At 70.1% G+C, this 21,886-nt stretch carries 16 protein-coding genes; 7 read left to right on the top strand and 9 right to left on the bottom strand.

Annotated elements, in window-relative coordinates; translation table 11 throughout:
- Window positions 1–49: 49 nt before the first annotated feature.
- Complete coding sequence (locus tag ABZ934_RS18760) at window positions 50–958, bottom strand: tRNA (adenine-N1)-methyltransferase (RefSeq protein WP_361314196.1); 909 nt, start codon at window positions 956–958, stop codon at window positions 50–52.
- Window positions 959–976: 18 nt separating this feature from the next.
- Window positions 977–2,473 carry a site-2 protease family protein gene (locus ABZ934_RS18755; RefSeq protein WP_361314194.1) on the bottom strand — a complete coding sequence of 499 codons (1,497 nt, stop codon included), beginning with the start codon at window positions 2,471–2,473 and terminating at the stop codon, window positions 977–979.
- On the opposite strand from ABZ934_RS18755, the gene ABZ934_RS18750 reads away from it, so the two are divergent.
- Window positions 2,472–3,272 carry a RecB family exonuclease gene (locus ABZ934_RS18750; protein ID WP_361314191.1) on the top strand — a complete coding sequence of 267 codons (801 nt, stop codon included), beginning with the start codon at window positions 2,472–2,474 and terminating at the stop codon, window positions 3,270–3,272. The genes ABZ934_RS18755 and ABZ934_RS18750 overlap by 2 nt on opposite strands.
- Before the next feature lie 74 nt (window positions 3,273–3,346).
- Complete coding sequence (locus ABZ934_RS18745) at window positions 3,347–4,018, top strand: response regulator transcription factor (RefSeq protein ID WP_361314188.1); 672 nt, start codon at window positions 3,347–3,349, stop codon at window positions 4,016–4,018.
- Window positions 4,019–4,110: 92 nt separating this feature from the next.
- On the opposite strand, the gene ABZ934_RS18740 is transcribed toward ABZ934_RS18745, so the two are convergent.
- The 4 genes from ABZ934_RS18740 to metH all read right to left on the bottom strand — a co-directional run bounded on the left by ABZ934_RS18740 (window position 4,111) and on the right by metH (window position 12,188).
- Entirely contained in the window at window positions 4,111–5,691 is a 1,581-nt protein-coding gene (locus ABZ934_RS18740) for an ABC transporter substrate-binding protein (protein WP_361314185.1), read from the bottom strand.
- Window positions 5,692–5,762: 71 nt separating this feature from the next.
- Window positions 5,763–7,367 carry an ABC transporter substrate-binding protein gene (locus tag ABZ934_RS18735; protein ID WP_361314182.1) on the bottom strand — a complete coding sequence of 535 codons (1,605 nt, stop codon included), beginning with the start codon at window positions 7,365–7,367 and terminating at the stop codon, window positions 5,763–5,765.
- A 483-nt stretch (window positions 7,368–7,850) separates the two neighbouring features.
- Window positions 7,851–8,552 carry an HAD family phosphatase gene (locus ABZ934_RS18730; protein WP_361314180.1) on the bottom strand — a complete coding sequence of 234 codons (702 nt, stop codon included), beginning with the start codon at window positions 8,550–8,552 and terminating at the stop codon, window positions 7,851–7,853.
- A gap of 111 nt (window positions 8,553–8,663) precedes the next feature.
- The gene (gene metH, locus ABZ934_RS18725) at window positions 8,664–12,188 is read right to left on the bottom strand and encodes a methionine synthase (protein ID WP_361314177.1); all 3,525 of its coding nucleotides are present in this window, start codon (window positions 12,186–12,188) and stop codon (window positions 8,664–8,666) included.
- 263 nt (window positions 12,189–12,451) lie between these two features.
- On the opposite strand from metH, the gene ABZ934_RS18720 reads away from it, so the two are divergent.
- From ABZ934_RS18720 to ABZ934_RS18700, 5 genes are all read left to right on the top strand, one after another.
- Entirely contained in the window at window positions 12,452–13,219 is a 768-nt protein-coding gene (locus ABZ934_RS18720; RefSeq protein WP_361314175.1) for an IclR family transcriptional regulator, read from the top strand.
- 317 nt (window positions 13,220–13,536) lie between these two features.
- A complete protein-coding gene (locus ABZ934_RS18715; RefSeq protein WP_361314172.1) occupies window positions 13,537–14,319 on the top strand; it encodes an MIP/aquaporin family protein in 783 nt (260 codons plus the stop codon).
- Between the two features lie 74 nt (window positions 14,320–14,393).
- Complete coding sequence (gene glpK / locus ABZ934_RS18710) at window positions 14,394–15,935, top strand: glycerol kinase GlpK (RefSeq protein ID WP_361314170.1); 1,542 nt, start codon at window positions 14,394–14,396, stop codon at window positions 15,933–15,935.
- A gap of 39 nt (window positions 15,936–15,974) precedes the next feature.
- Window positions 15,975–17,585: a glycerol-3-phosphate dehydrogenase/oxidase gene (locus ABZ934_RS18705; protein ID WP_361314167.1), complete on the top strand. Its 1,611-nt coding sequence runs from the start codon at window positions 15,975–15,977 to the stop codon at window positions 17,583–17,585.
- Window positions 17,586–17,711: 126 nt separating this feature from the next.
- Window positions 17,712–18,695, top strand: a complete 984-nt coding sequence (locus ABZ934_RS18700) for a PAC2 family protein (RefSeq protein ID WP_361314165.1) — start codon at window positions 17,712–17,714, stop codon at window positions 18,693–18,695.
- A gap of 447 nt (window positions 18,696–19,142) precedes the next feature.
- Here ABZ934_RS18700 and mshC read toward each other — a convergent pair whose 3' ends face one another.
- The 3 genes from mshC to ABZ934_RS18685 form a co-directional block, all read right to left on the bottom strand.
- A complete protein-coding gene (gene mshC, locus ABZ934_RS18695) occupies window positions 19,143–20,372 on the bottom strand; it encodes a cysteine--1-D-myo-inosityl 2-amino-2-deoxy-alpha-D-glucopyranoside ligase (protein ID WP_361314162.1) in 1,230 nt (409 codons plus the stop codon).
- 120 nt (window positions 20,373–20,492) lie between these two features.
- A complete protein-coding gene (locus ABZ934_RS18690; RefSeq protein ID WP_361314160.1) occupies window positions 20,493–21,287 on the bottom strand; it encodes an SCO1664 family protein in 795 nt (264 codons plus the stop codon).
- A gap of 5 nt (window positions 21,288–21,292) precedes the next feature.
- On the bottom strand, window positions 21,293–21,883 hold the full coding sequence (locus ABZ934_RS18685) for a DUF3090 domain-containing protein (protein ID WP_361314158.1): 591 nt from the start codon (window positions 21,881–21,883) through the stop codon (window positions 21,293–21,295).
- Window positions 21,884–21,886: the final 3 nt, after the last annotated feature.

Raw genomic sequence — 21,886 nt, 5'->3', positions numbered from 1 at the left:
TTCGTGTTGGGGTCCGTGCCGGGTGGGCGCGGCCGGGCGGGCCGGCGGGTCAGGCGCTCTCGCCGCCGCGGCTCTGGCTGCCCGGGCCGTCGTAGTCCTCGCCGTAGGCGCCCTTGGAGGGGCGGCGGCGGCGCATGGGGGGTTCGACGCCGTCCGCGAGGCGGCGGGCGGTGACGAGGAAGCCGGTGTGGCCGATCATCCGGTGGTCCGGGCGGACGGCGAGGCCCTCGACGTGCCAGTTGCGGATCATGGATTCCCAGGGCTGCGGTTCGGCGTAGCAGCCGAACTCGCGGATGGACTCGACGGTGCGCGAGAGCTGGGTGGTGGTGGCCACGTAGCAGCAGAGGATGCCGCCGGGGACCAGGGCCTTGGAGACGGCCTCCAGGCATTCCCAGGGGGCGAGCATGTCGAGGATGACGCGGTCGACGTCGGTGTCGGACAGGTTGTCCTGGAGGTCGCCGACCGTGAGCTGCCACGCGGGGTGGGGACCGCCGAAGTAGCGCTCGACGTTGGCGGTCGCGATCTCGGCGAAGTCCGCGCGGCGCTCGTAGCTGTGGAGCATGCCCTGGTCGCCGATGGCGCGCAGCAGGAAGCTGCTCAGGGAGCCGGAGCCGACTCCGGCTTCCACGACGCGGGCGCCGGGGAAGATGTCGGCGAAGGCCAGGATCTGGCCGGCGTCCTTGGGGTAGACCACGGCGGCACCGCGGGGCATGGACAGGACATAGTCGGGGAGCAGGGGGCGCAGCGCGAGGTACGCGACGTTTCCCGTGGTACGGACAACACTGCCCTCGGGAGCACCGATCAGCTCGTCGTGCGGGAAGGAACCCTTGTGGGTGTGGAAATTCTTCCCGGCTTCGAGCGTGAAGGTGTAGTGGCGGCCCTTGGGGTCGGTGAGCTGAACCTGGTCCCCGACCTCGAAGGGCCCGCGTCGGCGGGCGGCACCGGTCGGTTCGGACATGTGACCAGTGTATTGGCTTCAGGACTGGGGCCGCGCCATGGCCTTCACGAAGGCTTTTTCGACGTCCGTGGTGGACAGGACGCCGTAGATCCGGCCGCCGGCTTCGAGGACGAGGTATTCGGTGGCGGGGGTGGCGCGCAGGTGGTCGAGGAGGTCTTCGCCGGTGAGGTCGGCGGAGACCTTCATGCCGTCGGTGAGGTCTTGGGAGAGGGTGCTGACGGCGATCCAGGGGCGGCGGTGTTCGGGGACGGAGGCGATGGCGGTTTCGCGGACGATGGCGGTGGGGTCGCCTTCGCCGTCGACGATGACGAGGGCGCGGGCGCCGGCTTCGTTGGCGCGGCGGAGGGCCTCGGAGAGGGGGGTGGCGTTGTCGACGGGGATGGCGCGGCGGGTGAGGGCGCGGGCTTGGAGTTCGGGGAGGTGCTGGCGCAGGCGGGCCATGCGGAGGCTGTTGCCGGCGCCGGTCCAGATGATGGCGGCGAGGATCGCGGCGAGGAGGGCGTCCATGACGGTGTCCATGCCGCCGATTTCCTGGCTTCGGTTGCCGAGGAGGCCGGTCTGGGTGACCAGGGGCAGGCCGATGAGGACGGTGACGGCGAGGGCCCGGCCGACCCAGGCGGCGGCGACGGTGCCGGTCATGGGTTTTCCGGTGATGCCCCAGATGACGGCGCGGAGCATGCGGCCGCCGTCGAGGGGGAGGCCGGGGAGCAGGTTGAAGGCGGCGACGAGCAGGTTGGAGATCATGAGGCCGGCGAGGAGGACGCCGGGGACGGTGGGGGCGTCGACGGCTTCCATGCCGAGGTAGAAGGCGCCGGCGAGGACGAGGGAGAGGAGGGGGCCCACGGAGGCGAGGACGAATTCGCGGGTGGGGGTCTCGGCTTCCTTCTCGATCTCGGAGACTCCGCCGAAGAACTGGAGCCGGATGCGGCGTACGGGGAGGCGGAAGCGCAGGGCGGCGACGGTGTGGGCGAGTTCGTGGACGAGTACGGAGGCGTAGAAGGCGACGGCGAAGAAGAGGGAGACGAGGTAGCGGGCGGGTCCGAGTTCGGGCAGGACGCGGTCGAGCTGGTTGCCGAAGACCCAGGTGATGAGGGCGGCGACGAGGAACCAGCTGGGCGAGACGTAGACGGGTACGCCGAAGGGGCGGCCCATGAGGAGTCCGCCGCCCGGGTCGGAGCGCTTGTGCGGGCGCTCGCCGGTTTCGTCGGTGTCTGGCACGGCTGTCCTTCGTTCGGTGCTGTGTGGTGGGGCGGTTCCGCCGGTGGGGGGGCGTGGGGTTGCGCGGGTGGGTCGTGGGGCGGTAGCGCGGTGTGATGCTCTGATCATGCAGTGCGAGGGGCTCGGAGTCGATGGTATGCGCGTGCTGTCGGTGGCGGGTCGTAGGGTTTTACACATGACGACGAGTCCCGGTCCTGTTCCTGGTGTGGCCGCCGCCGATGCCGACGCCGCGCCCGATGGGCCGGCGGGGGCGGTGCGGCCTGCTTCGCTGTCCCCTTCGCGGGCCGGTGATTTCATGCGGTGTCCGCTGCTGTACCGGTTCCGGGTGATCGACAAGCTGCCGGAGAAGCCGAGCGCGGCGGCGACGCGGGGGACGCTGGTGCACGCGGTGCTGGAGCGGTTGTTCGATCATCCCGCGCACGAGCGGACGGCGCCGCGGGCGAAGGCGTTGATCCCGGCGCAGTGGGACCGGCTGCTGGAGGCGAAGCCGGAGCTGACGGAGCTGTTCCCGGCGGGGGACGAGGGCGAGGGCCTGGCGCGTTGGTTGACGGAGGCCGAGGCGCTGGTGGAGCGATGGTTCACGTTGGAGGACCCGACGCGGCTGGAGCCGGTGGAGCGGGAGTTCTTCGTGGAGACGGAGCTGGAGTCGGGGCTGCGGTTGCGCGGGATCATCGACCGGGTGGATGTGGCGCCGACGGGCGAGGTCCGGATCGTCGACTACAAGACGGGCAAGGCGCCGCGCTCGGAGTACGCGGAGGGCGCGCTGTTCCAGATGAAGTTCTACGCGCTGGTGGTGTGGCGGCTGAAGGGGGTGGTGCCGCGGCGGCTGCAGTTGGTGTATCTGGGCAGTGGGGACGTGCTGACGTACGACCCGGTGGTGGCGGACCTGGAGCGGGTGGAGCGCAAACTGCTGGCGTTGTGGGACGCGATCGTGGAGGCGACGGAGTCGGGGGTGTGGCTGCCGCGGCCCACGAAGCTGTGCGGCTGGTGTGATCATCAGGCGGTGTGTCCGGAGTTCGGTGGGACTCCCCCGGTGTATCCGTTGGAGATCGTTTCGCGGCGGGATACGGAGGGGACGGGGTCCGGGGCGTCCTGATCGTCGGGTCAGGGCAGAATGGGCGGCGCCCGTCGAAGCCGCCGTTCCGAGATGTCGAAGATGAGGTACCCCCTGTGGCGATCCGCGTCCTGTTGGTCGATGACCAGCCGCTGTTGCGCACCGGCTTCCGGATGATCTTGGAGGCGGAGTCGGATCTGGCGGTGGTGGGTGAGGCCGGGGACGGTCTCCAGGCGCTGGACCAGGTGCGTGCGCTGCAGCCCGATGTGGTGCTGATGGACATCCGGATGCCGCGGATGGACGGGGTGGAGGCGACGCGGCAGATCACCGGGCCGGGGCGGGACGGGCCGGCGAAGGTGTTGGTGCTGACCACGTTCGATCTCGACGAGTACGTGGTGGAGGCGCTGCGGGCGGGGGCGAGCGGGTTCCTGCTGAAGGACGCTCCCGCGAACGAGCTGGTGCAGGCGATCCGGGTGGTGGCGGGCGGCGAGGCGATGTTGGCGCCGAGCATCACGCGGCGGCTGCTGGACAAGTACGCGGGGCACTTGCCGTCGGGCGGGGAGGCCGTCCCGGACGCCTTGGGCACGCTGACGGAGCGCGAGGTGGAGGTGCTGAAGCTGGTGGCGCGGGGCCTGTCGAACGCGGAGATCGCGGCGGACCTGTTCGTGAGCGAGACCACCGTGAAGACGCATGTGGGGCACGTGTTGACGAAGCTGGGCCTGCGCGACCGGGTCCAGGCCGCCGTGTACGCGTACGAGAGCGGCCTGGTCCGCCCGGGCGCCCAGTAGTCCGGGCGCGTCGGCGGTCCGGCGCGGCGAGGTAGCGGGGACGACGACGGGCCGGCAACCGCGTGACGCGGTTGCCGGCCCGTCGGTGTACGTCAGCCCTTGCTGATCTCCCAGAAGCGGAAGACGGTCGAGGCGTCGAGCGACCACTGGAGGCCGGTCACGTTCTGGCGGGTGACGGCGTACTGCTTGCCCTGCCAGAGCGGGAGCAGCGGGATCTCGTCGGCGACGATGTCCTGGAGCCGGGTGAAGTCGGTGGTGGCGGCGGTGCGGTCGGACTTGGCGGAGGTCGAGGGGATGATGGTCCCGCTGATCTCCTTGTTGTCGTAGTTGTTGTGCAGGACGTTGTCCGGGCCGAAGAACGGCTGGGTGAAGTTGTCGGCGTCCGGGTAGTCGGGCACCCAGCCCTTCACGTAGACGCCGTACTTGCCGGCTTCGATGTCCTTCTCGTACTGCTCGAACTCGACGGACTTGACGTCGACGTCGAAGAGGCCGCTCTCGTTGAGCTGCTTGGCGATGAGTTGGAGTTCCTGGTCGGTGGCCGGCCCGTAGCGGGTGGGCGTCGAGTTCAGGGTGAGCTTCACCTTGTTGGTGAGGTTGGCGGCGCGCAGGACGCTCTTGGCCTTCTCCACCTGGGGGCTGCCGCCGTAGCGGTCGAAGAAGGCGGTGTTGTGGGAGGCGATGCCGGCGGGGACGACGGAGTACAGGGACGTGGCGGTGCCGTCGTAGACCTCCTTGATGATCGCTTCGCGGTCGACGAGGTAGGCGATGGCCTTGCGGACGGGGAGCTTTCCGGCGACCGGGTCGTTCATGTTGAAGACCAGGTGCTGGACTTCGGCGCCGGTGCCCTGGACGACTTCGACCTTCTGCTCGCCCGTGTTGTGGGCGAGGGTGGCGATGTCCTTGGCGGCGAGGCCGCGGAAGGCGAAGTCGACGTCGCCGCTTTCGAGGACCTTCTTGAGGGCGGCCTGGTCGTCGTTGAAGAACTTCATGGTCACGCCGGTGTTCTTCGGCTTGGCCTTGCCGCTGTAGGAGTCGTTGACCGAGAAGTTGGCGCTCTTGTCGCTGATGGAGTCCAGCTTGTAGACGCCGGAGCCGATGGCCTTGCCGTCGGTGCGGAGCTTGTCGGCCGGGTACTGGGTGTGGTCGACGATGGCGCCGGCGCCTGCCGCGATCTTGCTGGGGAAGGTCGCGTCGGAGGTCTTGAGGCGGAAGACGACGGTCTTCTCGTCGGGCGTCTCGATGCCGGCGATCGACGAGAGCATGACGGCCGGGCCGTTGGCGTCATTGATCTTGAGGGTGCGCTCGAAGGAGAACTTGACGTCCTTGGAGGTGAGGCTGTCGCCGTTGCTGAACTTGAGTCCGGCGCGCAGGACGCACTTGTAGACCTTGCTGTCGGCGCCTTCGAAGCCGCAGGTCTGGGCGGCGTCGGGTTCGGGGGTGGTGCCGCCCTTGGGGAAGGTCAGCAGCGACTGGAAGACGTTGTTGAAGAGGAGCCAGGAACCCGGGTCGTAGCCCGACGCGGGGTCGGTGGACTTCACCTTGTCGGATATTCCCATGACAACGCCCTTGCCGCTGCCTGCGGCAGAGCCATCCTGCGACCCGCAACCGCTGAGCAGCGCGGCGGCGGTTGCGGCGCCGAGCGGGGCTGCCAACCACTGGTTACGTCTCATCACGCGAACGTCCTTCACAGTCGTACTGTTCCGTTGCGCCGGCCCGCGACACCCGCTGCCGGCTGGTGCCTTGCTCAGCCGCCGACGCCGCGGCCGAGTTCCCACAGTTGGAGGTCGGAGATGGCGTTGACCGACCACTCCGCCCCGGTGATCTCCTCGCGTGCGGCGACGTACTGCTTGCCCTGCCACAGGGGCAGGACGGGGACGTCGTCGGCGACGATGTCCTGCATCTCCGTGATCGCGGGTACGGCGACCGTGCGGTCGGCCGCGCGCCGGGATTCGGGGATCAGCCTGGTGCGTACGGCGGCGTTGGCGTACGGGGTGCCCAGGAAGTTGTCCTGCTCCAGGAACGGGGCGAGGAAGTTGTCGGCGTCCGGGTAGTCGGGGAACCAGCCGAGCCCGTAGGCGGCGTAGTCGCCCTTCTTCTGCGCGGGCCGGTAGTCGGCCCAGTCGTTGCCCTGGACGGTGATGTCGAAGAGCTGGGTCGAGTTCAGCTGGGTCTTGAGTTCGTCGAACTCGGCGGCGGTGCCGTCCCCGTAGTGGTCGGTGGTGTAGTTGAGGGTGAGCTTGACGGGCGTCTTGATCCCGGCGGTCCTCAACAGGTCGGCGGCCTTGGCGGTGTTGGCCTCGCCGTACTTGTTGAAGAAGGAGTTCACGTGTCCGGTGACGGTGGTGGGGACCAGCGAGTACAGGGGCTGGGCGGCCTTGCCGTAGACCTTGGAGATCAGGGCGTCGCGGTCGACGGCGGCGGCGAGGGCCTGGCGGACGGCCTTGTCCTTGACGACGGGGGCGTCGGTGTTGAAGCCGAGGTAGCGGATTTCCAGGCCGGGCAGCGGTACCAGCTTGACGCCCTTGGGCGGCTTCGCGGAGAGATCGGTGATCTGGGCGGGCGACAGGGTGCGGGAGACCATCTGGACGGAGCCGTCGCGCAGGGCCTTGCCCATGCTGTCGGAGTCGGCGAAGGAGCGCAGCTCGACCTTGTCGTTCCGGAGCTTGATGTCGCCCTGGTAGTGCGGGTTCTTGGTGAAGACCGCGCGGACGAGCTGGTTGCCCTTGACTTCGGCCTTCATCGTGTACGGGCCGGAGCCGTCGACGGCGAAGCCGGGGCGGAGCTTCTTCGCGTCGTAGTCCTTGGCGCTGACGATGCCGGCGGCCGGGGTGGACAGCTTGTACGGGAAGGTCGCGTCGGCGGTCTTGAGGTGGAATACGACGGTGTCGGCGCTCTTGGCCTCGACGGTGTCGATGGTGGAGAGCAGCGAGGAGGGACCGTTCTCGGCCTTGATGGCGAGGACTCGGTCGATGGAGAACTTGACGTCCTTGGCCGTCAGCGGGTCACCGCTCGCGAAGGTGAGTCCGGGGCGCAGGGTGCAGCGGTAGCTTTCGTTGCCGCTGTCGGTGAAGCGGCAGTCGGAGGCCGCTTCGGGGACGGGTCGGCCGCCGCCGCGGGGGGTGTGCATCAGCGTCTGGACGGTCTGGCGCAGGACGTTCCAGGCGCCGGCGTCGTAGGCGTAGGCGGGGTCGAAGGGTGCGGGGGCGTAGTCGGCGGCTTCGAACCGGTCGGTGGTGCCGACGACGATCGCCCCGGATCCCGCTCCTCCTCCGCTCGCGCTGCCGCATGCGGACAGCGCGGGGGTGAGCAGGCCGATCGCGGCCGTCAACACCATGGTCTTGCGGTTCATGCTGGAAGTACTCCCTCACCCGGCACTTGCTTCAAAGCGGCGTAGAGGGCACTTCGCGACGGTCGCCCGTTCAGGGCGGAACGATCGGGCCGGTGTGTGACGATCGGTCCACGCGGTACCGGCACGGGGGTGTGTCTCCGGTACTGCTGAGGTGCGGCGAGGTGCCCGGCGTCGACATTAGTGGCCTGGGACGGGATGGCTGGAACTGGCAGGAGTTGGGGCGTAACCGGACGGTTATGGGCGCGGACTGACCGTTCATCGCAGAGTGGGCGCAGAGGGGGTCAGGAGCTGATCAATCCGGACACAAGGGAACGGTTCCGGGCGTGTGGGAGGTCCCGGCGCGGTTCCGTCGGGTGACCAAGCTCACCTGCCGCAACTGGCCGCACGGGGATGGAATTTCGGCCTCCGCAGCGCCGGGCGGAAGATTCTCCCGCCGGTTCCCGGCAGTGCCCCCCCCTGCTGTTCGGTACGCAGTGTGCGCGTTCAGTTCAGGGGAGTGATGAGCGAGCGCAGGAACGCGAGGTCCACTTCCTCCAGGGAGCGGACGATGGTGCGGCCGGGGGCGGCGGGGATCATGCCCACGGAGGGCACGGCGACGACCCGGCAGCCGGCGGCCTCGGCGGCGGCGACGCCGGTGGCGGTGTCCTCGATCACGGCGCAGCGCGAGGGATGCGCTCCGAGGGTTTGGGCGGCGATCAGGTAGGGGTCGGGGTGCGGCTTGGTCCGGGGCACCTCGTCGCCGGCGACCGTCATGGTGAAGCGGTCGCGGCCGAGGGTGAGCAGGACCTGGTCGATGACGCGACGGTGGGAGGCGGAGACGAGGGCGGTGGGCACGTTGTGCCGGGCCAGTTCGGCCAGCAGTCGCTCGGCGCCGGGCATCAGGGGCACCTGGTCGGCGATGCGGGCCTCGAAGCGTTCGTTGAGGAGCACGCTGAGTTCGGCGAGGCCGATGGCGGCGCCGGTGGACTCGATCAGGAAGGCGGCGCTGCGGCTCATGGGGCCGCCGACGACGATGTCCCGCCAGGTCTGCTCCAGCCGGTGGCCGAGCTCGCCGAAGATCTCCTCTTCGATCTCCCACCAGAAGCCCTCGGTGTCGATCAGGGTGCCGTCCATGTCCAGCAGTACCGCCTGCAGGGCCGGGCCGTCGGTCGTACGGGTGACGGCGGCTGGAACGGTGCTGGTCATGCGCACACCTCTCACGGGGGACGAGAAGGCCGGTCACCTCGCTTCCCGGGGCGTGCCCGGGAGAACAGGTGACCGGCCTGTATGGGACCGACCAGTGTACGCCGGTCTGCGTCAGCGTGCGTTGAAATACTTCGCTTCGGGGTGGTGGATCACGATGGCGTCGGTGGACTGCTCCGGGTGGAGCTGGAACTCCTCGGAGAGGTGGACGCCGATGCGCTCCGGCCGGAGCATGTCGGCGATCTTGGCGCGGTCCTCCAGGTCGGGGCAGGCGCCGTAGCCCAGCGAGAAGCGCGCGCCGCGGTACTTCAGGTCGAACATGTCCTCGACCTTGGCGGAGTCCTCGGCGCCGAATCCGAGCTCGGCGCGGACGCGGGCGTGCCAGTACTCAGCGAGGGCCTCGGCGAGCTGGACGGACAGGCCGTGCAGTTCCAGGTATTCGCGGTAGGAGTCGGACTCGAACAGCTTGGCGGTGGCCTCGCCGATCTTCGAGCCGACGGTGACGACCTGGAGGCCGACGACGTCGGTCTCGCCGGATTCCTCGGGCCGGAAGAAGTCGGCGAGGCACAGGCGCCGGCCGCGGCGCTGGCGCGGGAAGGTGAAGCGGGTCCGCTCGTTGCCCTGCTCGTCCAGGATGATCAGGTCGTCGCCCTTGGAGACGCAGGGGAAGTAGCCGTAGACGACGGCCGCTTCGAGCAGGTTCTCGGTGTGCAGCTTCTCCAGGAGACCGCGCAACCGGGGCCGGCCCTCGGCCTCCACGAGCTCCTCGTAGGTGGCTCCGCCGGCGCGGGCCTGCTTGAGGCCCCACTGGCCCTTGAACAGGGCGCCCTCGTCCAGCCAGGAGGCGTAGTCCTTGAGCGGGATGCCCTTGACGACACGGGTGCCCCAGAACGGCGGGGTGGGGACCGGGTTGTCGACGGCGACGTCGGAGCGGCCGCCCGGCTCCTCGGGCTCCTCCTCCCGGAGCACCGGGGTGTCCCGCTTGGCGACGCGGCGCTGCTTGAGGGGCGGCAGTTCCGCGCCGGGGACGCCGCGCTTGACGGCGATCAGGGCGTCCATCAGGCGCAGGCCCTCGAAGGCGTCGCGGGCGTAGCGGACCTCGCCCTCGTAGATCTCGTGGAGGTCCTGCTCGACGTAGGCGCGGGTCAGGGCGGCGCCTCCCAGGATGACCGGGTAGTCGGCGGCCAGCTTGCGCTGGTTGAGCTCCTCCAGGTTCTCCTTCATGATCACGGTGGATTTCACGAGGAGGCCGGACATGCCGATCACGTCGGCCCTGTGTTCCTGGGCGGCTTCCAGGATCGCGGAGACGGGCTGCTTGATGCCGATGTTGACGACGTCGTAGCCGTTGTTCGTGAGGATGATGTCGACGAGGTTCTTGCCGATGTCGTGGACGTCGCCGCGGACGGTGGCCAGCACGATGGTGCCCTTGCCGACTGCCTCTTCGCCGTCAGCGACTTTCTCCATGTGCGGTTCGAGGTAGGCGACGGCGGTCTTCATGACCTCGGCGGACTGCAGGACGAAGGGCAGCTGCATCTGGCCGGAGCCGAACAGCTCGCCGACGACCTTCATGCCCTCCAGCAGGGTGTCGTTGACGATGTCCAGGGCCGGGCGGGTCGCGAGCGCCTCGTCGAGGTCGGCCTCCAGGCCGTTCTTCTCCCCGTCGATGATCCGGCGCTGGAGGCGTTCGTCCAGCGGCAGCGCGAGGAGTTCCTCGGCGCGGCCGTCCTTCATCGACTTGGTGTTGACGCCCTCGAACAGCGCCATCAGCTTCTGCAACGGGTCGTAGTCCTCGGCGCGCCGGTCGTAGATCAGGTCCAGGGCCGTCTGGACCTGCTCGTCGTCGAAACGGGCGATCGGCAGGATCTTCGAGGCGTGCACGATCGCCGAGTCCAGGCCCGCCTTCACGCACTCGTCGAGGAAGACGGAGTTCAAAAGGACGCGGGCCGCCGGGTTCAGGCCGAAGGAGATGTTCGACAGGCCGAGGGTGGTCTGCACGTCGGGGTGGCGGCGCTTGAGCTCGCGGATCGCCTCGATCGTGGCGATGCCGTCGCCTCGGGACTCCTCCTGGCCGGTGCAGATGGTGAAGGTGAGGGTGTCGATGAGGATGTCCGACTCGTGGATGCCCCAGTTGCCGGTCAGGTCGGCGATGAGCCGCTCTGCGATGGCCACCTTGTGCTCGACGGTGCGGGCCTGGCCCTCCTCGTCGATGGTCAACGCGATCAACGCCGCACCGTGCTCGCGCGCCAGGGCGGTCACCTTCGCGAAACGCGATTCCGGGCCGTCGCCGTCCTCGTAGTTCACCGAGTTGATGACGGCGCGGCCACCCAGCTTCTCCAGGCCGGCCTGGAGGACGGGAACCTCGGTGGAGTCCAGGACGATCGGCAGCGTCGAGGCCGTCGCGAAGCGGCCGGCGAGTTCCTTCATGTCGGCCACCCCGTCCCGGCCCACGTAGTCGACGCACAGGTCGAGCATGTGCGCGCCCTCACGGATCTGGTCGCGGGCCATCTCCACGCAGTCGTCCCAACGGGCCTCCAGCATCGCCTCGCGGAACTTCTTCGACCCGTTGGCGTTGGTCCGCTCACCGATCGCCATGTACGAGGTGTCCTGGCGGAACGGCACCGTCTGGTACAGCGACGACGCGCCCGGCTCGGGCTGCGGCCGGCGCTCCGCCGGGGCGAGGTCGCGGACGCGTTCCACGACCTGGCGCAGGTGCTCGGGCGTGGTGCCGCAGCAGCCGCCGACCAGGGACAGGCCGTACTCGCGCACGAACGTCTCCTGCGCGTCGGCGAGCTCGGGCGCGGAGAGCGGGTAGTGGGCGCCGTTCTTGCCCAGCACCGGCAGGCCGGCGTTCGGCATGCACGACAACGGGATCCGCGCGTTGCGGGCCAGGTAGCGCAGGTGCTCGCTCATCTCGGCCGGCCCCGTCGCGCAGTTCAGGCCGATCATGTCGATCCCGAGCGGCTCCAGCGCGGTCAGCGCGGCGCCGATCTCGGAGCCCAGCAGCATGGTGCCGGTGGTCTCGACGGTGACGGAACAGATCAGCGGCACGGACACGCCCAGGGCCTCCATCGCGCGGCGGGCGCCGATGATCGAGGACTTGGTCTGGAGGAGGTCCTGGGTGGTCTCCACCAGCAGCGCGTCCGCGCCGCCGGTGATCAGGCCCTCGGCGTTGATCTGGTAGGCGTCGCGGATCGTCGCGTAGTCGATGTGGCCGAGCGTCGGCAGCTTGGTGCCGGGGCCCATGGAGCCCAGCACCCAGCGCTGCAGGCCGGTGGAGGCGGTGAACTCGTCGGCGACCTCGCGGGCGATGCGGGCACCGGACTCCGACAGCTCGAAGTTGCGCCCGGGAATGTCGTACTCGGCCAACGCCGCGAAGTTCGCCCCGAACGTGTTGGTCTCCACGCAGTCGACGCCGGCCGCGAAGTACTCCCGGTGCACGTTTGCCACGATGTCGGGGCGCGTCACGTTGAGGACCTCGTTGCAGCCTTCCAACTGCTGGAAGTCCTCCATCGTCGGGTCCTGTGCCTGGAGCATGGTTCCCATGGCTCCGTCGGCGACGACCACACGGGTCGCGAGCGCCTCTCGGAGGGCATCGGCCCGGGTCTGGGTGTCTGCGGGCGGGTTCGGCAACGAGGCCATGGTCAAGCTCCCTGGGATGCGACGGCTGTCGGCTTTGCGCCCTCGCTGTGTCAAGGGCGCACGCGGTCAGCGTAACCGTGTGCACCGGGACCCGGTGGGGCTGTCCCACGTGGCGGACTGCATTCTTTGGCCTGGCTCCGCCGGGGCTCCAAGGGTGGTGGGCGGCACGTCGACGACCCGAAGAGTTTCCCCGAGCATGCACAAGGTCGACATCGGCCGATAGTGTTCAGCATTGTCGAACTACGTCAGCAGGAGGCTGCACGATGGCACGGAACATCCAGTCGCTCGAACGAGCCGCTGCGATGCTGCGGCTCCTGGCGGGCGGCGAACGCCGGCTGGGCCTGTCGGACGTGGCCGGTGCGCTGGGGCTCGCCAAGGGGACGGCGCACGGCATCCTGCGCACCCTCCAGGCGGAGGGCTTCGTGGAGCAGGACCCGGCCTCCGGCCGCTATCAGCTGGGCGCGGAGTTGCTGCGCCTGGGCAACAGCTACCTGGACGTGCACGAGCTGCGGGCCCGGGCGCTGGTGTGGACGGACGACCTGGCTCGGGCGAGCGGCGAGAGCGTGTACGTGGGGGTGCTCCACAAGAGCGGGGTGCTGATCATGCACCACGTGTTCCGGCCGGACGACAGCCGCCAGGTGCTGGAGGTGGGGGCCATGCAGCCGCTGCACTCCACGGCCCTGGGCAAGGTGCTGTCGGCGTTCGACCCGGTGGCGCACACGGAGGCGGTCGAGGTGGAGCGGGAGGCGTTCACGCCCCGTACGGTCACCGACGCGGCCGGCTTCGAGGAGATCCTGGACCTGACCCGGGCGCGCGGCTGGGCCTCCGACGTGGAGGAGACGTGGGAGGGCATCGCCTCGGTGGCCGCCCCGATCCACGACCGGCGGCGGATGCCCGTCGGCGCGGTGGCGCTGGCCGGGGCCGTGGAGCGGGTGTGCGGGGACGGCGGGGAGCCGCGGGCGAGTCTGGTCGCGTCGGTGCGCGACTGTGCGCGGTCGGTTTCGCGCGACCTCGGCGCGGGCCGGTTCTGACCTTGCTTTGAGTGCACCCAGGACCACATTGGTCGTTATCTGGGTGCATTTGGCGTTTTTTCGATCATGAGTTGGCCGAATTTGGGCGATCACACCGAGCGGTAACGATCCGGATCTGTGACCCGCCCAACCCTTGACGCGTTCTTCACCAGGGCGGAAAACTGCCGTTCATCGGTCGGCATTGTCGAACACCTACCGGCAATACGCGTTAGGGTGTGACGAGGCCAAGGACCGGTGTAGCACTCACCGAGTGCGGTGGACCACCGGAGGGACCCGGTGTCCGCCCACCCCCTGGACGTAAGACAAAGGAGTCGCGGGTGTCCAGCTCCGACATCTTCATCGGCGAGACCATCGGTACCGCCCTGCTCACCCTGCTCGGCGGTGGCGTCTGCGCCGCCGTCACGCTCAAGAGCTCCAAGGCCCGCAACGCGGGATGGCTCGCGATCACCTTCGGCTGGGGTTTCGCCGTCATGATCGCCGCATACGTCTCCGCGCCCCTGTCCGGCGCGCACCTCAACCCCGCGGTCACCGTCGGCATAGCCGTCAAGACCGGCGAGTGGGGCGACGTGCCGGTCTACCTCGCGGGCCAGCTGCTCGGCGCCATGATCGGCGCGGTGCTGATGTGGGCCACGTACTACGGACAGTTCCTCGCCCACCTGGCGGACCCGGAGCACATCCGTGACGCCAAGCTCGGCCCCGAGGACCCGCACCCGCACGACGTGGCCGGCCCGGTGCTCGGGATCTTCTCCACCGGACCCGAGATCCGCAACGTCGTCCAGAACCTGCTCACCGAGATCATCGGCACCGCCGTCCTGATCCTGGCGATCCTCACCCAGGGCCTCCAGGACGACGGCAAGGGTCTCGGTGTCATCGGTGTCCTGATCACCTCCTTCGTGGTCGTCGGTATCGGCCTCTCCCTCGGCGGCCCGACCGGCTACGCCATCAACCCGGTGCGCGACCTCGGCCCCCGCATCGTCCACGCCCTGCTGCCGCTGCCCAACAAGGGCGGCTCGGACTGGGGATACTCCTGGATCCCGGTCGTCGGCCCGCTCGTCGGTGCCGTCGTCGCCGGTGGTCTGTACAACATCGCGTTCGTCTGATCAGCATCGGCACGTATCGCAAGATCCGCACCGCCCCCTGATTCCGCCAACCAGAGCCGCCAGGAGCAGCCACCATGACCAGCAGCACCGGCCCCTTCATCGCCGCGATCGACCAGGGCACCACGTCCTCCCGCTGCATCGTCTTCGACCGCGACGGCCGCATCGTCGCCGTCGACCAGAAGGAGCACGAGCAGATCTTCCCGAAGCCGGGCTGGGTCGAGCACGACGCCACCGAGATCTGGACCAACGTCCAGGAGGTCGTCGCGGGGGCCATCGCCAAGGCGGGCCAGGACATTCCGGGCTTCACGTCGGCCGACGTGAAGGCCGTCGGCATCACCAACCAGCGCGAGACCACCCTCCTGTGGGACAAGAACACCGGCGAGCCGGTACACAACGCGCTGGTCTGGCAGGACACCCGCACCGACACCCTGTGCAAGGAGCTCGGCCGCAACGTCGGCCAGGACCGCTTCCGCCGCGAGACGGGCCTGCCGCTCGCCTCGTACTTCGCGGGCCCCAAGGTCCGCTGGCTGCTCGACAACGTCGAAGGCCTGCGCGAGCGCGCCGAGGCCGGCGACATCCTCTTCGGCACCATGGACTCCTGGGTCATCTGGAACCTGACCGGTGGCACCGAGGGCGGTGTGCACGTCACCGACGTCACCAACGCCTCGCGCACCATGTTGATGAACCTCCACACCCGCGAGTGGGACGAGCGGATCGCCGAGTCGATGGAGGTCCCGCTCAACGTCCTCCCCGAGATCCGGTCCTCCGCCGAGGTCTACGGCCACGTCAAGGAGGGCGTGCTCGCCGGTGTCCCGGTCGCCTCGGCGCTCGGTGACCAGCAGGCCGCCCTGTTCGGCCAGACCTGCTTCTCCGAGGGCGAGGCGAAGTCCACGTACGGCACCGGCACGTTCATGCTGATGAACACCGGCGACAAGATCATCAACTCCTACAGCGGCCTGCTGACCACGGTCGGCTACCAGATCGGCGACGAGAAGCCGGTCTACGCCCTGGAGGGCTCCATCGCCGTCACCGGCTCGCTCGTCCAGTGGATGCGCGACCAGATGGGCCTGATCAAGTCGGCCGCCGAGATCGAGACGCTGGCCTCTTCCGTCGAGGACAACGGCGGCGCCTACTTCGTGCCCGCCTTCTCCGGCCTGTTCGCCCCGTACTGGCGCTCCGACGCCCGCGGTGTGATCACCGGCCTCACCCGGTACGTCACCAAGGCGCACATCGCCCGTGCCGTACTGGAGGCCACCGCCTGGCAGACCCGCGAGATCACCGACGCCATGACCAAGGACTCGGGCGTCGAGCTCGCGGCCCTCAAGGTCGACGGCGGCATGACCTCCAACAACCTGCTGATGCAGACGCTCTCGGACTTCCTGGACGCCCCCGTGGTGCGCCCGATGGTCGCCGAGACCACCTGCCTCGGCGCCGCCTACGCCGCCGGCCTGGCCGTCGGCTTCTGGCCCGACACCGACGCCCTGCGCGCCAACTGGCGCCGCGCGGCGGAGTGGACCCCGCGGATGCCCGCCGAGCAGCGGGACCGCGAGTACAAGAACTGGCTCAAGGCCGTCGAGCGGTCCATGGGCTGGATCGACGACGAAGACGCCAGCTGACCGCATTCAGCTGAGTCAATCGACGAGGAGCTAAGAGATATGAGCACCCTGCAGAGCGTTCCCGCACTGGGTTCGCACCCGACCGCCGGCTCCAACGCGAGCCGCGCCGAGACCCGTGAGCAGCTGGCGAAGGCCACGTACGACCTGCTGGTCATCGGCGGTGGAATCCTGGGCACGTCCGTGGCCTGGCACGCCGCGCAGTCGGGTCTGCGGGTTGCCATGGTGGACGCCGGCGACTTCGCCGGCGCCACCTCCTCGGCGTCCTCCAAGCTGGTCCACGGCGGCTTGCGCTACCTGCAGACCGGCGCGGTCAAGCTGGTCGCGGAGAACCACCACGAGCGCCGGGTCCTGGCCAAGGACGTGGCCCCGCACCTGGTCAACCCGCTCACCTTCTACCTTCCGGTCTACAAGGGCGGCCCGGTCGGCGCCGCGAAGCTGGGCGCGGGCGTCTTCGCGTACTCCGCCCTGTCGGCCTTCGGCGACGGCATCGGCAAGGTGATATCGCCGGCCCGCGCCGTCGCCGACAACCCCGGTCTGAAGACCGACAACCTGAAGGCCGTCGCGGTCTACTACGACCACCAGATGAACGACTCCCGCGTCGCCGTGATGACGGTGCGCGCGGCCGTCGAGTCGGGCGCGGTCGTCCTGAACCACGCCGAGGTCACCGGCCTGCGCATGACGCGCGGCCGGGTCAGCGGCGCCGAGCTCAAGGACCGCCTCGACGGCACCGAGTTCGGGGTCGACGCGCGCGTCGTGCTCAACGCCACCGGCCCGTGGGTGGACCACCTGCGGCGCATGGAAGACAAGCACGCGATGCCGTCGATCCGCCTGTCCAAGGGCGCGCACATCGTCATGAAGCGCAAGTCGCCGTGGAAGGCCGCCATGGCCACCCCGATCGACAAGTACCGCATCACCTTCGCCCTGCCGTGGGAGGACCAGCTCCTGCTGGGCACGACCGACGAGGTCTACGAGGGCGACCCGGCGGACGTGCGCGCCACCGAGGCCGACATCCGGCAGATCCTGGACGAGGCGGCGTTCTCCGTGAAGGACGCGGACCTGGACCGCTCGCTGATGACCTACGCCTTCGCGGGCCTGCGGGTGCTGCCCGGCGGCCCCGGCGGCGTCGAGAAGGCCAAGCGCGAGACGGTCGTCTCCGAGGGCGCGGGCGGCATGCTGTCGGTGGCCGGCGGCAAGTGGACGACGTACCGCCACATCGGCCGGGTGGTCATGGACAAGCTGGCCAAGCTGCCCGGTAGCCCGCTGACCGAGGACATGGAGCCGGTGAAGTCCCTGGTGCGCCGGGTCCCGCTGCCCGGTGTCGCCAACCCGAACGCGGTCGCGCACCGGCTGCTGGTGGACCGGGAGCCCGGGACGCGGATGGACCCGCTGACCGCCCGGCACCTGGCCTCGCACTACGGCTCGCTGGCCTTCGACATCGCCCGGCTGGCGAACGAGGACCCGGCGCTGGCCGAGCGGATCCACCCGGACGGACCGGAGATCTGGGCGCAGGTCGCGTACGCCCGTGACAACGAGTGGGCCGAGACGGTCGACGACGTGCTGCGCCGGCGCACGACGGTGACGGTCCGCGGCCTGGACAACGCCGAGGTGCGCTCCCGCGTCGAGGAGATGCTGGACGGCGGCAAGGCGTAGCCGTCGCCGCGGCGGGAAGTGGGGCGGTTCCGGAGGGAACCGCCCCTCTGTCGTGGGCTGTGGCCGGCGTCCCTCCAAGGCTTAGGCTGACCCACGTACGCAAGGGAACTTCGGAAGGAGACCTGGGTGATCGAGCTTGAGGGCGTGCCCGAGCTGATCGACCCGGTCATGGTGGCCGCGTTCGAGGGCTGGAACGACGCGGGTGACGCCGCCTCCGGTGCTGTCACGCACCTGGACCGGGAGTGGAAGGGCGAGGTCTTCGCGGCTCTGGACGCCGAGGACTACTACGACTTCCAGGTCAACCGGCCGACGGTGTGGCTGGAGAACGGGGTTCGGAAGATCACCTGGCCGACGACCAGGCTTTCGGTGGTCCGGATCGGCGGTGCGAAGCCGCGCGACCTGGTGCTGGTGCGCGGCATCGAACCGTCCATGCGCTGGCGCTCGTTCTGCAACGAGATCCTCGCGTTCGCGCACGAGCTGGGCGTGGAGATGGTGGTCATCCTGGGCGCCCTGTTGGGGGACACCCCGCACACCCGGCCGGTCCCGGTGAGCGGGGTGACGTCGGACGCGGACCTGGCGCGGACGATGGACCTGGAGGAGACGAAGTACGAGGGCCCGACCGGGATCGTGGGCGTGCTCCAGGAGGCGTGTACGCACGCGGGCGTCCCGGCGGTGTCGCTGTGGGCGGCGGTGCCGCACTACGTGTCGCAACCGCCGAACCCGAAGGCGACGCTGGCGCTGCTGAACCGGCTGGAGGACCTGCTCGACATCCGCATCCCGCTGGGCGAACTGCCGGAGGACGCGCGGGCGTGGCAGTTGGGCGTGGACCAACTGGCCGCCGAGGACAGCGAGGTGGCGGAGTACGTGCAGACGCTGGAGGAGGCGCGGGACACGGCCGACCTCCCCGAGGCGTCGGGGGACGCGATCGCCCGCGAGTTCGAGCGGTACCTGCGGCGCCGGGACCCTTCCGCGACCGCGGAGCCGGGTGACGGGTCGTACCTGCGGGACACCTCCAGCGGCCGCACGAAGCCGCGACTGCGGCCGGACCCGGAGCCCCCGGAGGACCCTCCGGCGGCGCCGCCGGAGGAGGACACGCCCCCGGAGGCATGACCCGCCGCCAAAACCAGCCCCGCCGGTGACGCGCGGCCCCGGCAGACCGAGCCACGCCGGCGTTTGGGGCGAGAGCCGAACCCCGCCCCGCCGGGGGCCGGGTACCGCCAAACCCGGCCCCGCCAGGGGGCGGCGCACCGGCAAACCGAGCCCCGCGATGCGGACGAGGTACCGGCAAAACCAGCCCCACCGGCATCTGAGGCACCGGCAAAACCAGCCCCGCCGGCGTCTGAGGCACCGGCAAAACCAGCCCCGCCGGCGTTTGAGGCGCGGGGTGTGGGGCGGAGCCCCACAAAGCCCGGGCGCAGCCCGGGGCCGCTCGCGCGAGCCGCGGCCGACGGAGCCGACAACAACGCCGGACCGGCCGCTTGTGCGGCCGGTCCGGCGTTGTCGGCTCACTCCCGCCGCGTCCGGGCCGAGGCGGCGCCCCGACGACGACGGCGCGGCTTACAGGGCCACGCCCAGCAGCGCGTCCACCGTGCGGGAGACCAGCCCGGGGGCCGACTCGTCGTCTCCGTCGGAGGCGATCTGCGCCTCGACCCACCGGTCGACGGCCGCCAGCGCGGCCGGGGCGTCCAGGTCGTTCGCCAGGGCCTCGCGAACCTCCTCGACCAGGGCGTCCGCCGGGATCCCGTCCGGACGGGACACGGCGGCGCGCCAGCGCTCCAGGCGGCCCACCGCCTCCTCCAGGACGGCGTCGGTCCACTCCCAGTCGGCGCGGTAGTGGTGCGACAGCAGCGCGAGCCGGATCGCGGCCGGGTCGACGCCCGCCCGGCGCAGCGCGGAGACGAAGACCAGATTGCCCTTGGACTTGGACATCTTCTGCCCGTCGAGCGCGACCATGCCGGCGTGCACGTACGCCTTGGCCATCGGGAACTCGCCGGTCAGCACCTGGGCGTGCGAGGCGCCCATCTCGTGGTGCGGGAAGGCCAGGTCGGAGCCGCCGCCCTGGATGTCGAAGCCCATGCCCAGGTGGTCCAGGGCGATGGCCACGCACTCGATGTGCCAGCCCGGCCGGCCGCGGCCCAAGGAGCCGCCGTCCCAGCTCGGCTCGCCCGGCCGCGCGGCCATCCACAGCATCGGGTCCAGCGGGTTCTTCTTGCCCGGGCGCTCGGGGTCGCCACCGCGCTCCGCGGACAGCAGGCGCATGGCCTCGGCGTCCAGGTTCGAGACACCGCCGAAGTGCGGGTCGGACTCCACCGAGAAGTAGACGTCGCCTTCGAGCTCGTAGGCGGCGCCCGCGTCCCGCAGCCGCTCGACGAGCGGCACGATGCCGGGTATGGCCTCGACGGCGCCGATGTACTGCCGGGGCGGCAGGATCCGCAGGGCGGTCATGTCCTCGCGGAAGAGGGCCGTCTCGCGTTCGGCGAGTTCGGTCCAGTCGTGGCCGTCGCGCTGTGCCCGCTCCAGCAGCGGGTCGTCGACGTCGGTGACGTTCTGGACGTAGTGGACCTGCCGCTTGGTGTCGAGCCACACACGCTGCACCAGGTCGAACGCGTTGTAGGTGGCCGCGTGACCGATGTGGGTGGCGTCGTACGGCGTGATGCCGCAGACGTAGATACGGGCGACGGGACCGGGGTCGAGGGTGACCGTCCCCTGGGTCGCGGTGTCGTGGATCTGGAGGTCGCGGCCCTTGCCAGGCAGGGCGGGGACCTCAGAAGCGGGCCAGGCATGCATGCTTCGAGCCTAACCGGACGGATGTTCCGTCATCGAACCGGACCAGCACTGTTGGCTTGATCGCCACCCTTGCGGTCTGGCCGGTTCTGTGCGTGGGGCCATGGGCGGCGCGCGGGCGGCTCAGACCGGCGGCCAGGGGATGGCGGGCCACTGCCCCGACGGGCGGGGATGCGTCCCCTCGCGCAGCAGGAGGTCCACCCGGGCCCGTACGGCGGCCAGCTCATCGGCGGTGATCAGTTCCGCCAGCCGGGTGGCGAGGGGGCCTCCGTCGGCCAGCTGGGAGGCGAGGGAGGTCAGTACGGTCCGGGCCTCGCCGGTCAGGGGCTCTCCGGCCCAGCCCCACAGCAGGGTGCGCAGCTTGTCGTCGGCGTGGAAGGTCACTCCGTGGTCGATGCCGTAGAGCCGGCCGTCGGGGGCGGGCAGCAGGTGCCCGCCCTTGCGGTCGGCGTTGTTGATGACGGCGTCCAGGACGGCGAGCCGGCGCAGCCTCGGGTCGTCGGCGTGCACGAGCAGGGCGGTCCGCCCCTCCCCCACCTCGGCGAGCGCGACCGGCTTCCAGCCCTCCCCGGCCTCGTCGCCCTCGACGAGCGCCAGCAGCTCCGCCTCGGGGGCCTCGCCGGCGTCGATCCACCGCTGGACCATGCCCTCGCCATAAGGCCCCTCGCGCAGCACCGTCTCGGGTACCAGCCCCCACCCCGTGGCCTCGGACACCAGGTAGGCGGCGCGCTCGCGCTGGGCGAGGTTGCCGTCGGGGAAGTCCCACAACGGCCGCTCGCCCTTGACGGGCTTGTAGACGCATTCGGCGCTGACGCCCTCGTACGTCACGGTGCAGAGCAGGACGGCGTTGGACGCCTCCGCGATCCGGCCCCTTACGGTGAGCTCGCCTTTGGCGAGGAGTTCCTCGGTCGGGTTCACGACGCTCACACCTGGCGCCGGTAGCCGTTCTGGCGGGGACACACGTGCCCTTCGGGGTCGAGCGGCAGGCTGCACAGCGGGCACGGCGGCCGGCCGGCGTTGACGACGTCCAGGGCCCGCTTGGCGAAGGCGCGGGCCTGGGCGCCGGAGAGGCGCACGCGCAGCATCGGGGGGCCGTTCTCCTCGTCCTGGAGCAGGCGTTCCTCGGCTTCGGCGAGGTCCTCGTCAGAATCGGCGTCGAGTTCCACGAGCGCCTGCGCCTCGACGATCATCCGCTGTTCTTCGCCGTCCCAGGCCAGGGCCATGGTGCCGACGCGGAACTCCTCCTCGACGGGGACGTCGAGCGGGGCGGTGTCGGCGGCCTCGGTGGAGGCGACGGCGGGCACCGGGGCGTTGCCCCCGGTGCGCCGTACGACCTCGTCGAGCAGCTCGTCCATCCGCTCGGCCAGCGCCGCGACCTGGGTCTTCTCCAGGGAGACGCTGGTGACGCGGGTGCCGGAGGAAGCCTGGAGGAAGAACGTACGGCGTCCAGGCAGACCGACCGTACCGGCCACGAAGCGGTCCGGCGGGTCGTAAAGGAACACCTGACGGGGCACGTC

The organism is Streptomyces sp. NPDC046557 (assembly GCF_040645975.1).
Lineage (GTDB): Bacteria > Actinomycetota > Actinomycetes > Streptomycetales > Streptomycetaceae > Streptomyces.
Note: the sequence above shows the minus strand (reverse complement) of the source record. Positions and strands in the feature narration are given on the sequence as shown.

Excerpts from the sequence above, each read along its gene's own strand:
- ABZ934_RS18760 (WP_361314196.1), bottom strand. The coding sequence starts at position 958 with ATGTCCGAACCGACCGGTGCCGCCCGCCGACGCGGGCCCTTCGAGGTC.
- ABZ934_RS18750 (WP_361314191.1), top strand. The coding sequence starts at position 2,472 with ATGCGGTGTCCGCTGCTGTACCGGTTCCGGGTGATCGACAAGCTGCCG.
- ABZ934_RS18755 (WP_361314194.1), bottom strand. The coding sequence starts at position 2,473 with ATGAAATCACCGGCCCGCGAAGGGGACAGCGAAGCAGGCCGCACCGCC.
- ABZ934_RS18735 (WP_361314182.1), bottom strand. The coding sequence starts at position 7,367 with ATGAACCGCAAGACCATGGTGTTGACGGCCGCGATCGGCCTGCTCACC.
- ABZ934_RS18730 (WP_361314180.1), bottom strand. The coding sequence starts at position 8,552 with ATGACCAGCACCGTTCCAGCCGCCGTCACCCGTACGACCGACGGCCCG.
- metH (WP_361314177.1), bottom strand. The coding sequence starts at position 12,188 with ATGGCCTCGTTGCCGAACCCGCCCGCAGACACCCAGACCCGGGCCGAT.
- ABZ934_RS18720 (WP_361314175.1), top strand. The coding sequence starts at position 12,452 with ATGGCACGGAACATCCAGTCGCTCGAACGAGCCGCTGCGATGCTGCGG.
- glpK (WP_361314170.1), top strand. The coding sequence starts at position 14,394 with ATGACCAGCAGCACCGGCCCCTTCATCGCCGCGATCGACCAGGGCACC.
- ABZ934_RS18705 (WP_361314167.1), top strand. The coding sequence starts at position 15,975 with ATGAGCACCCTGCAGAGCGTTCCCGCACTGGGTTCGCACCCGACCGCC.
- mshC (WP_361314162.1), bottom strand. The coding sequence starts at position 20,372 with ATGCATGCCTGGCCCGCTTCTGAGGTCCCCGCCCTGCCTGGCAAGGGC.